General features: G+C 71.1%; 9 protein-coding genes. 1 reads left to right on the top strand and 8 read right to left on the bottom strand.

Annotation, left to right across the window (positions count from 1 at the left end):
- Positions 1 to 3 precede the first annotated feature (3 nt).
- Genes LWP59_RS10695 through LWP59_RS10675 form a run of 5 tightly spaced genes read right to left on the bottom strand, consistent with a single transcriptional unit; the run spans position 4 to position 6,887 of the window.
- Positions 4 to 210 carry an MbtH family protein gene (locus tag LWP59_RS10695; RefSeq protein WP_144644362.1) on the bottom strand — a complete coding sequence of 69 codons (207 nt, stop codon included), beginning with the start codon at positions 208 to 210 and terminating at the stop codon, positions 4 to 6.
- A 46-nt stretch (positions 211 to 256) separates the two neighbouring features.
- Entirely contained in the window at positions 257 to 1,594 is a 1,338-nt protein-coding gene (locus LWP59_RS10690) for a lysine N(6)-hydroxylase/L-ornithine N(5)-oxygenase family protein (RefSeq protein WP_144644359.1), read from the bottom strand.
- Positions 1,591 to 5,334: an SDR family NAD(P)-dependent oxidoreductase gene (locus tag LWP59_RS10685; RefSeq protein WP_144644356.1), complete on the bottom strand. Its 3,744-nt coding sequence runs from the start codon at positions 5,332 to 5,334 to the stop codon at positions 1,591 to 1,593. Before LWP59_RS10685 ends, LWP59_RS10690 begins: the two co-directional genes overlap by 4 nt.
- Positions 5,327 to 6,109, bottom strand: coding sequence for a thioesterase II family protein (locus LWP59_RS10680; RefSeq protein ID WP_144644353.1), 783 nt, complete (start codon positions 6,107 to 6,109; stop codon positions 5,327 to 5,329). The genes LWP59_RS10685 and LWP59_RS10680 overlap by 8 nt, the downstream gene beginning before the upstream one ends.
- A gap of 1 nt (position 6,110) precedes the next feature.
- The gene (locus tag LWP59_RS10675) at positions 6,111 to 6,887 is read right to left on the bottom strand and encodes an FMN-binding negative transcriptional regulator (RefSeq protein WP_267903847.1); all 777 of its coding nucleotides are present in this window, start codon (positions 6,885 to 6,887) and stop codon (positions 6,111 to 6,113) included.
- Positions 6,888 to 7,369: 482 nt separating this feature from the next.
- On the opposite strand from LWP59_RS10675, the gene LWP59_RS10670 reads away from it, so the two are divergent.
- Positions 7,370 to 8,404 (top strand): ParB/RepB/Spo0J family partition protein, encoded by a 1,035-nt coding sequence (locus tag LWP59_RS10670; protein WP_233921985.1) that lies wholly within the window; start codon positions 7,370 to 7,372, stop codon positions 8,402 to 8,404.
- A 30-nt stretch (positions 8,405 to 8,434) separates the two neighbouring features.
- On the opposite strand, the gene LWP59_RS10665 is transcribed toward LWP59_RS10670, so the two are convergent.
- The 3 genes from LWP59_RS10665 to LWP59_RS10655 form a co-directional block, all read right to left on the bottom strand.
- Positions 8,435 to 9,190, bottom strand: coding sequence for a MerR family transcriptional regulator (locus LWP59_RS10665; protein WP_186383569.1), 756 nt, complete (start codon positions 9,188 to 9,190; stop codon positions 8,435 to 8,437).
- Between the two features lie 25 nt (positions 9,191 to 9,215).
- On the bottom strand, positions 9,216 to 10,439 hold the full coding sequence (locus LWP59_RS10660) for an MFS transporter (protein ID WP_144644345.1): 1,224 nt from the start codon (positions 10,437 to 10,439) through the stop codon (positions 9,216 to 9,218).
- A gap of 74 nt (positions 10,440 to 10,513) precedes the next feature.
- Complete coding sequence (locus LWP59_RS10655) at positions 10,514 to 12,931, bottom strand: BTAD domain-containing putative transcriptional regulator (protein WP_186383568.1); 2,418 nt, start codon at positions 12,929 to 12,931, stop codon at positions 10,514 to 10,516.
- Positions 12,932 to 13,119: the final 188 nt, after the last annotated feature.

Below are 13,119 nucleotides of genomic sequence, written 5' to 3'. Positions count from 1 at the left end.
CGCTCAGTCTCTTTCGCGCGCGCTGAGCGGGCGGATCGACTTCCAGGTGGCTTCGACGTGGGCGAGGCAGCCCGCGCGGCTGTCCGGCCCGTGCACCGCCCGCCATCCGGCGGGAATCTCCGCGAAGGTCGGCCACAGCGACCGCTGCTCCTCCGCGTTGACCAGCACCAGGAACTCGGCGGCCTCGTCGTCGAACGGATTGGTGGACATTGTTCCCCGTTTCCCCGTGGCGTTCGGCTTTCTCGGTGTTTCCGGTTCAGGAGACGGCCGCGGCGGGCTCGCTGCCGTCCGCAGCGCGGCTGTCCGTCCACGGCCAGCCGTCCTTGGCGCGGCCGAGGATCGAGCCGACGATTTCGCCGCTGCGAACAGCCATGTTCGACAGCAGTGACGCGCTCAACCCGTGTGTCTGCTCGGTGCCGCCCTGCAGGTAGATCCCGCCGCCGAAGCCGTCGCGGGTCAGCAGCCGGTGGTGCCGGTCCACCCGGTAGCGGCCGTTCTCGTCACGCAGGAGGTACTGGTCCACCTCGGCCAGCAGCGGGCCCGGGTCCATCGGGTGGTACCCGGTCCCGAAGACGACGAAGTCCACGTCGAAGTGGTTGCGCTGTCCGGTGCTCAGCGAGCGCACGCTGATCCGCGCGCCGTCCGCGGTCTCCTCGACTCCGTCGATACGGCTCAACCGCTGGAAATTCAGCCGCCGGGCCCCGGTGAACTCGTCGTCGTAGCTGCGGCGGTACAGCTCCCGGAGCAGGTCGTCGTCGACGACGGAATAGTTGGTGTTGCGGTGGTAGCGCCAGTATGCGTCCTGGGACTCCTTCGTCCCGAAGTAGTAGTCGTCCACCGCCTGCCCGTCGAACACCTCGTTCGCGAACGGGGTGTCGTCGGCGATGGAGTACCCGTACGACGGGACGACGGAGATGATCTCCGCGTTCGTGGTGTTGTCGTAGCAGAACGCGGTCAGCTCCGCCGCGCTCTGCCCCGCCCCGACGACGGCCACGCGACGCGCGCCGGACCAGTCGCGTGCCCGGAACCGGCCGAGGAACTGGGAGCTGTGCCAGACCCGCTCCCCCAGTACGGTCCCGTCCGGGACGCGGGGGACGAGCCCGGTGGAGATCACGACGTTGTCGGCCGAGACGACCTGGCTGCCGGGCCGGTCCCGGTAGCGGACGGCCACTTCGAGCGAGCCGGGAGAACCGTCAGCGGGCGCGGGCCGGATCGCGCGCACTTCGGCGCCGTAGCGGATCCGGTCGGTGAAGTGGCTCGCCACCCACTCCAGGTAGTCGTGGAACTCCAGCCGGGTCGGGAAGAAGTCCTGGTTGTTGACGAACCTGGCCAACCGTCCCACGTGGTGCAGGTAGGAAACGAAGGTGTACGCCGAACCCGGATTGCGGAAGGTGACGAGGTCCTTCACGAACGCCACCTGCATCTTCGCGGACGGCAGCAGCATGTTGCGGTGCCAGCCGAACTCCGGCTGCCGTTCGAAGAACAGCGCGCTCGGCCTGTCGGTGCCGTTGCCCGGCACCTCGTCGAGTGCCACCGTCAGTGCCAGGTTGGCAGGGCCGAAACCCACACCGACGATGTCGCGGTATTCGTTCATCGACGCTCCTGATTCGCTGGAATGGCCGCGGTCATGCGGATACGCGCTGCTGTGCCGGCGACCGTCGGGTACTCATAGAGCTCGTGTGCGCTCAGCCGGACACCGGTGCGCTGCTCCAGTTCCCGCAGCACCCGGACGGCCCGCACGGAATTGCCGCCCAGCTCGAAGAAGGACGAATCGCGCCCGACGGTGTCCCGGCCGAGCAGCTCGGCGAACACCGCCGCCGTGGTGCGTTCCAGCTCGGTGCGCGGTTCATCGTCCACTGTGGACGGATGGTCGGCGGTGGCGACCGACCGCCAGATCCCGTCCCGGTCCAGCTCGCCGTCGAAGTTCCGGCGCAGTGCGGGCACTTCGCGAATCACCACGGGCAGGTGGTGTGCGGCGACCGCGGACTCCACCGCGGCGCGCACCGCGGCGTGGTCGACGGGACCGCGATAGGCCACGACCACTTCCGCGGGCACCAGGCAGGACGAGTCGGTCAGCCCGGCCACCGCGTGGTGCCCGGCGTCAAGCCCCGCCAGCACGTACGGCGAGCCCGCCGCCAGCGCATCGACGGCCAGTGCCGGGCCGGCCGCGGGATCGATCGGCAGGTAACCCCGTTGGCGCGCGGCGGAAGGCACGAGCAGCTCGCTCATCCCCGTGCCCGGCCACAGGCTCCAGGCGGCGCAGCACACGGTCCGGCCGAGCCGGGTGGCGCTGTCCACGGCGAAGGAGACCAGGAACGCGTTGGCCGCGGCGTACGGGCCGAACCCGCTGCCACCGAACTCGCCGTTCACGGAGCCGAAGAGCGTGAGCGCGGCTCCGGGACGTTCGTCGAGCAGTTCGCCGAGTGCCAGCGTGCCACCGATCTTCGCCCGGTAGGCCTCCTCGAAGTCCGCGAGCCGCGCCTCGGCCATGGGCAGCCCGTCGGCGCCGGTGTCCGTCCTGGTCGGGTCGTGGCCCGCGAGGTGGAAGATCCCGTCGATCGGTTCGCCCCACGCGGCTTCGGCCTTGGCGACCGCGGCCCGCACGGCGTCGGCATCGGCGACGTCGACCGCGCGGTAGCGCACGTCTCCCGCGGCCCGCAGTTCCGCCAGGCGCGCGGCCCGTTCCCCGGCCGGCTCCGAGCGGCCCAGGACCAGCAGCTTCACCCTGTACTCCGCGAGCAGGTGCGCACATAGCCTGGTGCCGATCCCGCCGAGACCGCCGGTGACGACGTACCGGCCTTCCGCCCGGACGCCTCCACCCCGGTGCTCGGCCGGCAGCGGCCGCAGCCGCCGGACCAGCCGCTGACCGTCCCGGTGCGCCACCACCTCACCGGGCGACGCCGGTGCGGCCAGCTCCGCCTCGAGCGCCGACCGCCACCCGGCGCGGTCGGCGGGCAGGTCCAGCTGGGTCACCGCCACCCGGTCCAGCTCGGCCGCGGCCGTCCTGACGAGTCCGGAAAGGACACTCGCGCCGAGGTCCGCCTCGACAGGATCGCCGGTGACGACCGCACCGGAGGTGAGGACGAGTAGCCGTTCGACCCGTGGTGAACCGTCGTCGAGCACGGCGAGCACCGCGGCGAGCTCTTCGCTGAGCCATTCGGCTCGCAGCCGGGGGCCGGTCTTGTCCGTCCACAGTGGCCAGGCGAAGACGACGGTCCCGACGCCGCCGAGCGCCCTGGCAGCCCGGTCAAGGGCACCCGCCAGGTCGTCGGTGGTGTCGATCAGCACCGGGTCGGCGAGACCGCAGTCCTCGGCCAGCCGCCGCGGGCCGAGGAACACCGTGCCGGGGCCGGCCGGGGCCCGGCCGCCGTCCAGGGCGGACCAGGTGGTGGTGAACAGCCACTGGCCCGAGTCCGGCGCTTCGGCGCCATCGCGCTCCGCGCGGGGCCGCAGGCGCCCCTCCCGCAGACCGGCCACCAGCGTGCCACGCTGGATCTTGCCGGTCGCGGTGCGCGGGAAGTCCGGCGCACCGACCGGCACCATCAGGTCCGGTGCGATCCCCGCCTCGCGGGACAGTGCCGAGCGGATGCCGGTGAGTGTGCGGTCGAGTGCCCCGGCTTCCCAGTCCTCGGGGACGAAGAAGACGGCCAGCCGCTCGCCCTGCGCGCCGGGTTCGAGGTAGGCGGCGGCCGCGGCGTACGGGACACGCACGCCTGCCACCCGCTCGACGATGGCCTCCAGCTCGGCGGCCCGGAAGTTGATGCCGCGCACGATGATCTGGTCCTTGATCCGGCCGGCGATGACCACCTCGCCGTCGTGGACGAACGCGAGGTCGCCCGTGCGGAACCAGCCGTCGCCCGCGTCGGCGAGCGCGCCCGCCTCGGGATTGCCGTAGTAGCCGCGCATCATCGTCACGCCGCGCACCTGCAGCTCGCCGGTCTGCCCGGACTTCAGCACGGCGCCGCCGGGGTCCACGATCCGCATCTCCACCCCGCCGATCGGTGCGCCGACGGTGGACAGCAGCACCGCGTCGTCATCGCCGGGTCCGGCGACGACGACGTCGCCGCCGACGGACGAGCGCCGCACCGACACCGTGCCGAGCGACCGGTCGTCCCGGCTCTGCGTGGCGTGGCTGACGGCCGAACAGGTCTCGGACATGCCCCAGGCCGGGGTCATCACGTCCGGCGGCGCGCCGTACCTGCCGATCAGCCGCAGAAAGCGGTGGCTCACGGCGGGGTCGACCCCTTCGCCCGCGTTGATGAACTCCCGCACACAGGACAGGTCGAGCCTCAGATCGGTTGCGTCGCCGTGCGCCTCGCTCACCAGCGCGTAGGCGAAGTTCGACCCGAGCACGTTCGTGACGCGGTAGCGGTCGATCCACCGCAGCAGCTCAAGCGGGTCCGCCAGGAAGTCGGCGGTGCGGGCGTTGACGTGCAGAGCCCGCAGGAACACGTCGCGCACGTTGAACATCGCGAGGGTGATGTGGTCCAGCGGCATCCACACCAGGCTGACGTCCTCGGCCGTGTACCCGCGGGCCTGCGCGGCCGACCACGTCCTGGCCGCGATGCTCGCGTGCGTGTGCTGCACGCACTTCGGCGTGCCGGTGCTGCCGGAGGTGAACAGGTTGAGCACCGGGGCGTCCGGTCCGCCGGGCAGCCACTGAGCCGGTTCGGCAGTGTCGAGTTCGGACAGTGGAAGCGTGCGCACCCCCGGCGCCTCCCACAGCCGGGCCGCCGCGGCCAACTCCGCCGCGGTGCCGTCGTCGGCCACGATCACCGGCTCGCCGAGCAGCCGCCACGCGTTGCGCAGCTTGCGGTTGGCTTCGTTGTGCGTTTCGTAGCTGGGCGCGACACCGATGGGCGTCGCAACGAAACCACCGAGGACGCACGCCCAGAACACGGTGACGATGTCCTGGTTGTCGCGCAGCTGCAGGATCACCGGATCCCCCGGCCGGACGCCCCGGGCGCGCAGGCCGCCGAGCACCCGCCCCGCCGACTCCGCGAGATCGCGGTAGCTCTGGAACCGCGGCTCCTCGTCGCCGGCGAGGTACACGGTGCCCTTGTCCGGCAGCAGCGCGGCGCGGCGGAGTGCTTCGTCGAGCGTTCCCGCCTCGTCGCCGGATAGGTTCAGTGCCGGGCCAACGAGCAGCGACGACGGCGCGGACGAATCCACGGTGCGGGCCAGGCGCTCGGCCGTGTCACCGGGCAGCGAGCGGGACGGCCGGGTGACGGTGCCCCGCACCAGCACGGCGACGTTCTCGAGCCCGTCAATTCCGCGGGTGGCCGCGGCCACGCGCTCAGCCAGTACGGACTCCAGCTTCCTCGGATCATCCATGGCGCACTCCGTGCCCGGTGCCGGCGAGGACGCGCTCCGCCACGAAGGCGACAACCTCGTCGAGATGGTCGAAGTGGTAGAAGTGCCCACCCGGGTAGACCTTCGTCTCGAAGGCACCGCTGGTGCGGGAGCGCCAGCCCGCCGCGGCCGAAACCGGGCTGCGGCTGTCCGCGTCGCCCGTGAGCGCCACGATCGAGGACGAGACCCGGGCCGCACTGTCCACTTCGTACTCTTCCCACATCCGGAACTCCGCGCGCACCACCGGGATCACCATCGCCATGATCTCGTCGTCGGCGAACACCTCGGCGTCCATGCCGCCCAGCTCGGTGAGCGCGTCGCGGAACCGGTCCTCGGGCAGGCCGTTGACCGGGGGCGCCTTCCAGCCGCCCGGCGCGGGCTGGCCGGACACGAACAGCGTGCCCGGCGCCGGCAGGCCCGCGGCTTCCAGCGCCCGGGTCACCTCGAAGGCGAGCAGAGCACCGGCCGAGTGCCCGAAGAACGAACAGTTCGCGGTCACGTCCGGGGCGATGCCGTCGACGACGGCCGCCACCAGTGCCGGCACCTCGGTGATCAGGTCCTCGGTGATCCGTTCCTGGCGGCCCGGGAGCTGGACCGCCAGCAGCTCGATCTCCGCGGGCAGCCGCTCGGCCCACTCGTAGTAGGTGCCCGCCCCCGCTCCCGCGTGCGGGAAGCAGATCAGCTTGTGCGTGGCCCGTTCCGACCGCGCCCGCCACAGGTACGGCTTGTCCGGCACAAGCTCAGGCAGCTCGCTCATCTCACACCCCGTGCTTCAGTTCTTCGAACTGCCCCGCGCAGGGGCAGGCGGACGCCGCTCGCGGGTTCGCCATCAGCCCCGCCAGCTCCAGGTCCCGGCCCTGCCCGCGGTGGGCGAAGTGGTCCCGGACTTTCTCGCGCACGTCCTCCGGTTGTTCCTGGCTCAGCTTGAACATCCCCTCGACACTCAGCGCCCGGACGCGGAAGGCACCGACGCCGGGCAGGATCTGGCGGAAGTACGGGATCGAACCGGTCATGTCCCAGCCTGCGCCGAAGTCCCGCTCGTACGCCCGGACCGTGGCGGTGACGACCCGCAGCGTGTCCTCGGGAGATTCGAACCGCTCGACGATCTCCCCGCGCACCTGCACCGCGGTGAAGTCCCACGTGGGTGCGGCGGTCGGCAGGCCGTAGACCACAGGCGAGACGTAGGAGTGCGGGCCGGTGAAGGAGAACAGGACCTCCATCCCCGGCCGCACCTGGATCCACTGCGGGTTCGCCCGGTTCAGGTGCGCGAGGAGACCGAGTCCGGCGAGCGAGTCCGAGTCGGGCAGCGGGGATTCCGGGTCGAGGATGACCGGCAGGTGCGTCGCCAGTGGCGCCCGGCCGGGATCGCCGTTGGTTGCCATGAGCGCCAACGGGTTACCGCGCATGAGGCGGAGCATCCAGGAGACGTCGGGGGGCCGGTACTGGCGCGGAACGAACAAGGGAATCCTCCGAATTTCACGAGAGGGGAGAGCGGCACCGGAGGTGCCTCCGGCCTGACCGGGGCTCCTGTCCATCGCTGTGGCACAGCGGTACGGCGGAGCCTACGACGCGTTCTTCTCCTGCCCAACACCCCCGGCAGCGCGACCGTCGTGTTCGGAGGCACGAATTCCCGCCCACAGCAGGAAGAACGGTGGTGGTGACCGCGCGTTTAAGTGCTGACCTGCCGCAGTTGAACACCGCCGTGCGCGGTCTTGAGCCCCTACTGCCCGTTCCGCCGGAGGAGTTCCTCCGGACGCCCGGTTCGGTTACGCCTTCCGCAGGAGGCCGCTGCCGGGGCGCCCCGGCCGTGCTCGTACTGCGGCGATCAGGACGTTCATTAAGGTTCTCACCGAAGGCGCTTCAGCTGGGAAGACGATCGACATCCCGGTGAGGGGTACGGCAATTGCCTGTCAGCGCGAGGCAAGGGCGGCGCCCACCTCGCCGACCGAGGGTGACTAGCGGCACCGACAGGATGTCCACTGGAAATGCGAGCTGATTAACACAAGGGGGAGTCATCGTGAATCAGACAGCTGGCAGTATGGCCGATCTGGTCGGCGTGGACGCGAGTTCGCGCCAGGAGCAGCAGCCGCGCGCGGCGAACGGAGCACCGGAACCCGTCACCGTGCCGATCGCCTCGTTGCGTGCCGGTGACTCGCCCCGGTTGACCGGCACCAGTGAGGCCCACGTCGCGAGGCTGGCCGAGACCGAGACTCCGCTCCCCCCGATCCTCGTTGACCGGCGGACGAAGTGCGTGGTGGACGGGATGCACCGCCTGCTCGCCGCCTCTCGCCAGGGCCGGGAGACGATCGAGGTGGTCTTTTTCCACGGCAGCGAGCAGGACCTGTTCCTGCGCGCCGTGCAGGAGAACGTCCAGCACGGGTTGCCGCTTTCCCAGGTGGAGCGGCAGGCCGCGGCCAGACGCCTCATCCAAACGCACCCGCACCTGTCCGACCGGGCACTCGCCCACTCGGCAGGGATCGCCGCGAAAACCGTGGCGGCGATCCGCCGGAACCTCGGCGAGAACATCGGGACAGCCCCGGTCCGGGTGGGCAGTGACGGGCGGACCCGCCCGCTCGATGCCGGCGAAGGAAGGCTACGGGCGGCCGAACTGCTGCTCCGGCAACCTCACATTTCTCTGCGGGACATCGCGAAGGCAGCCGGCATCTCTCCGGCGACCGTGCTGGACGTCCGGCAGCGCATCGAACGCGGCGATGCACCTGTGCCGGAGAAAGCCGCGACAGCTCGAAGACCAGCCGTGCGCCGGAACCGGGAGAAACGCGCGGCTGAGGCCGCCACACCCCGTCCCGGGCCAGGCGCACCTTACGGACCGGAGGTCGCGCTTAACGTGCTGCGCCGCGATCCCTCACTGCGCAACACCGAGCACGGACGCGCCATCCTGCGGCTACTGCACCTGAACGCGGCCGCGTCCGCGCGCCTGCCGGACCTTGTCGGCGCTATGCCGCCGCACTGCGTGACCGCCGTCGTCCGACTCGCTCTCGGCTATGCCGAAATGTGGACCGGCATCGCCCGCAGGCTCGACTCCCTTGCCTGATCGCCACCTTCCGGTACTCCCCCTCCGGTCTCACGCTCCGTCCACTCGCGATGGTGGCTCCAGCTCGGCCGCGGCCAGCTGCCCCATGCGCTGCCAAGCGGGCGACACGTCGTGGCCGAACTCGTCGACCAGGTGCAGCGCCCGTAGGTCCTGCCGCATGTCCCGCGCCGCCTCGGCGTGTCGGTCGTGGCGACGCACCAGTTTCGCGGCCCTGCGGGCGATCAGCTTGAGCCGGGGGTCGTCCGGCGGCCAGTCCCGCGCGGCATGGATGTCGACGTAGAGCTGCGCGACGTCAGGGTCGTCGAGCAGCTTGCTTATCCGCGCGAGCCAGCGAGAGATCTGGTCGGGGTAGAGCACCACGAGCAGGATCCACACGTCGCGCTCGAGTGTGACCTGGGCGTCGTTCAGACCGATCGCCTGCAGCCGGTCCAGGTGGTCGACTACGGCGTCCGGCAGGCAGAACCGGTTGCCCGTGCGCAGCGCCTTCAGCCGTGCGCGGGTCGCGTTCAGCTCGTCGACGCGTTTGGCGAGCGCGACGTCGAGCTCGGCTATGGCCTTGTCGAGCTCCTCCTCCGGGGCTTCGAGCAGCCGGGGGATCTGCCCGAGCGGCACGCCCGACTCGGCGAGCGTCTTGATCCGGGTCAGGTCGATGACCGCCTGCGCGTCGTAGCGCCGGTAGCCCGACGCGTCCCGCGGCGGCTCGCGCAGCAGCCCACGCTGGTGGTAGTGGCGGATCGCCCGCACCGTCACGCCCGCGTAGTCGGCCAGCTGACTGATTGTGAGCACCGGGCGCCTCCTTCCGTCTCGCCGCTCACACCGCCGCCGTATCCGCCGCCTGCTGCTGCCCGGGGGTGGAGACGATCACCGATGGCCGGGTCAGCGCGTATACCGCGGCCAGTGCCCAGACGCCAAGCACCGCGAACGCCCCGGCGTGCAGGTCCGGGTGCCGCTGCAGCAGCAGAGAAAGCAGACCGAGACCGATCGGAGACGCACCGAGCGACGCCGCGTTGTAGACGCCCAGCGCCTGGCCACGCTCGTTGTCCGCGGTGTTCCTGGTGACGGCAACGAGCAGCATGGGGGCGAGCAGACCGCTGCCCAGCCCGCCGAGCGCCAGCCCGAGCGCTAGGATCCAGAAGCTGGGCAGCAGCGCGAAGGCCACGATGCCCGCGGTCGTGACGAGCACGCCGCCGACGTAGAGCTTGACGCCCGCCTTCGCTCCGACAGCCGCGTACAGCAGTGCGCCCAGAATCGCGCCGACGCCGAAAGCCGACACAGACACGCCGTAGAGCTGCGGCTGGTGCAGGTCACGGAAGTGCGCTGGCAGCAGCACGCTGGTGATCGGCTGTGTAATCACCGAGGCCCCGAAGCCGATCACCACGGCCATCCAGACTGCCCGGCGCGAGCGCAGCAGCTTCCAGACCGAGCCACTGGGCGTGATCGCCGCCTCGCTCACCTTCCGACTCGTGCCGGACGGCAGCCCGGTGGTCAGCAGTGCTGCGAACGTCCACGCCCCGGCGATGATCCAGAACGCGGCGATCGGGCTGATCGCGGTGAGCAGCAGTCCGGCCAGCGCTGGTCCGATCGCGTAGGTGAGGGAGAACACTACCTGGCGAATACCGGCGAGGCGCTCCAGCGAGATCCCGCCGACAGAGGCGATCGCGTCCATCAGCGCATCGCGCGCCGTGGTGCTCGGCGGCAGGAACGCCTGGGCCAGCATGCCCAATGCGATCAGCGTGCCAATGTTGAGCGCCCCGAGGCCACTAACGACGCCGAAGCCCGCCGCGGCCACCGCGCAGCCCAGCCCGGCCAGCACGCTCGAGGGCTTCCGTCCGATGCGGTCGATCACGCGACCGCCGAGCAGCGTCGCCACTGCGGTCGGGATCGTCACCAGGGCGGTCATGAGGCTCGTCTTGCCCGCGTCGCCCGTGTGCGAGAGCACCAGCCACGGGAACACGACCAGGAAGGCTGAGTTGGCGAGCAGTGCCACCGCCTCAGCGGTGATGAACAGGAACACGGGGACTGGGGACTTCACCATGTGTCCAGACTCCAACCCTGCCCTTGCGTCATGGTCAAGCACAGGCTTCCAGTGAATCCGGAACAGCACACCCGCTACGCACCGGCGAGCCGGCGGAGCTGGCCGTCACCCAGCTCGAACCGGCGTACGAGCCAGGGCAGCTGCCACGCATGCGTGCTGCCGCTGCCTGCGGCAAGCTCAACGAGGCCGAACAAGACCTCCTGCTCGGCCTCGAACCATTCTCCCGCCCCCATAGGACCGGAGAACTCGTCCACCGTCACGACCCCGGGCAGTGGCGCTCCCAACGCGAGCCGGGGCTGCTGCGGATACATCGCCCGGACCGCCGCCGCGGTCAGGTGCAGGTAGTGGTCGAGCAGCCGGCGAACTGCGGCGGTGCGCCCGGCTTCGTCGTCATGCTCGAGCACCTGCTCGGCGGCGTACGCCTGGACCAGGTCGTGGAAGGCGAAGCGACCGAGGATCCTCTGGGTGAGCAGGCAGTCGTCGTAGAGCTCGGTCAGCGCCGCGTGCGCGTCCTGGCAGCTGACTTCGGCGAGGCTCGCCGCCGCGCCCACCGTGACATCCGGGCCGGGGTGGAGCGCCAGCAGGCGGAACAGCCGGGCCGCACCCGGGCTGAGGGCCGACTGCGACCAGGAAAGCACCGCTCGCACGCTACTGACCGGGTCGCCGGTTTCCAGGCTGTTCAGCCAGTCCTGCCGCCCGCCGCGCATCGACGCCGTCAGCGCGGACAACGGCAGCCCGGGGAAGGCCGCCACGCGGGCCGCGGCGTTGCGCAGCGCGAGCGGCAGGCGCAGGCACCGCTCAGCGAGCTCGGCGACCTCCCCGCACTCGGTTCGAGCCCGTTCCGCGCCGAGCCCGCTAGCCAGCAGCTCCCGCGCCTCGGCGGCATCGAGCGGACCGACCTCGACGAGCTGTGCCCCGTGGGTCGCGGCGAGCCCGGTGAGGCGGTTGCGACTGGTGACCAGGACCATGCACTTGCCGGCGCCGGGCAGCAGCGGGCGGACCTGCCCGGCGTCACGCGCGTTGTCCAGCACGATGAGCAGCCGCCGGTGGGCGAGCAGGCTGCGGTACAACTTGGCCTGCTCCTCGGCGTCGTCCGGGAGCCGTCCGGGAGGCACCCCGAGAGCGTGCAGGAACCCGTAGACCGCATCACCGGGCGCGAGGGAATTGCCGGACGGGCCGAAGCCCCGCAGGTCCACGAAGAGGTGCCCGTCCGGGAAGTCCTCGGCCATCCGGTGAGCCCACTCCACGGCGAGCGCGGTCTTGCCGACACCGACCATGCCTACTAATGCGCAGATCGCGGCGCCGCCCGTGCGCTGGTCCGGCAGTCCGGACAGCGCGGCCAGCTCCCGCTTCCTGCCGGTGAAGCGCCGCGGCGCGGCAGGCAGCTGCCACGGCACCACGTACCGCACGGCGATCGGCCGCTGCACGGTCCGGAAACCGCACACGCGGGTTCCGCCGGTACCGGAGAACTCCCCGCGCAGCACCCGCAGATGGGCCGTGGCGAGCTCATCGCCAGGATAGACGCCGAGCTCCCGGTCCAGCCTGCGCCGGAGGTCCTCGTACAGCCACAGTGCCTCGGCCTGCTGTCCCGAGGCGGCGAGCGCGATCAGCAGCCGGGCGTGGACCAGCTCGTTCAGCGGTTCAGCGGCGGCAACGCTGTGCAGCCGGGGCAGCACCCGCTCGTACTCCCCCAGCTCGCAGGCCAGCTCGGCGTACCGCAGCAGCACTGCGACCAGCTCGCGGCCGAGCGCGTCGACGCCGGGGTGGCCGCGGACGAGGTCGAGGTGCGCCAATGGGTCGCCCCGCCACAGCTCGACGGCGCGCTCGTAGAATTCGCAGGCCTGCCGCAGGTCGCCGCGTACACTCGCCCCGTCCGCGCGCACCGCGAACGCCCGGAAGGCCTGCAGGTCCAGTGCGTTCTGTGGGAGCCGCAGGCGGTAGGCCCCGCCCTCCGAGACGATCACGCCGTCCTCCCGCGGCGGCAGCCCGGCAGGTTCGAGCAACCGCCGCAGCCTGCTCACGTGAGCCTGGATCAGGCTGACAGCGCTGGGCGGCGGGGACTGTGCCCACAGCACGTCGACGATCGTGTCGCGGTGCACAAGGGCGCCCGGCTCTGTGGCCAGCAGCGCGAGCACCGCGCGCCGAGTGAACGGACCGAGCGCCAGCGCCGTGCGGTCCCGCCAGACTTCCAGCGGTCCCAGCACGGAGACCCACAGGCCACGCTCCGGTATGCTCGCCGGGATCTGAGCCGGTTCCGCACCTGCCTGCAGGACGCCCCGCTCGCGGGACCGGGACGGCGCGGCGGCCTTGGCGAGGTCGATCGCCTGCTCGGGGTCCAGTCCGAGCGCGCCCACCAGTGCCGCCAGCGAGTTCGCCCGCGGCCTCCCCCGCCTTCCCTGTTCGAAATCACGCAGGGCCGCGACGCTCAGTCCGGCGCGCATGGCCAGCTCGCGCTGCGTCAGTCCCGCTTCACGGCGATAGGTTCGGACCAACGTGGCGAACCGCGATCCCAACCGGTCATTTTCCTCCCCGTTCGCCGAAAGGAAATCATGACTCACGCCGTTGACACGCACTAACTGCCCCCAGCAGTACAAATCGCCTCGAGTCGCTCTTGCTCGATCAGTCATTGAGTCAAACGCATGGACGACCCGGCTGTCAAGAAATTTCATGGCGTCGAAGT

Origin of the sequence: Amycolatopsis acidiphila, assembly GCF_021391495.1 — a bacterium.
GTDB classification, from domain to species: domain Bacteria; phylum Actinomycetota; class Actinomycetes; order Mycobacteriales; family Pseudonocardiaceae; genus Amycolatopsis_E; species Amycolatopsis_E acidiphila.
This window is presented reverse-complemented; position numbering and strand designations above follow the sequence as displayed.

Coding starts and splice junctions, on each gene's coding strand:
- LWP59_RS10695 (WP_144644362.1), bottom strand. CDS start 210: ATGTCCACCAATCCGTTCGACGACGAGGCCGCCGAGTTCCTGGTGCTG.
- LWP59_RS10690 (WP_144644359.1), bottom strand. CDS start 1,594: ATGAACGAATACCGCGACATCGTCGGTGTGGGTTTCGGCCCTGCCAAC.
- LWP59_RS10685 (WP_144644356.1), bottom strand. CDS start 5,334: ATGGATGATCCGAGGAAGCTGGAGTCCGTACTGGCTGAGCGCGTGGCC.
- LWP59_RS10680 (WP_144644353.1), bottom strand. CDS start 6,109: ATGAGCGAGCTGCCTGAGCTTGTGCCGGACAAGCCGTACCTGTGGCGG.
- LWP59_RS10675 (WP_267903847.1), bottom strand. CDS start 6,887: ATGGACAGGAGCCCCGGTCAGGCCGGAGGCACCTCCGGTGCCGCTCTC.
- LWP59_RS10660 (WP_144644345.1), bottom strand. CDS start 10,439: ATGGTGAAGTCCCCAGTCCCCGTGTTCCTGTTCATCACCGCTGAGGCG.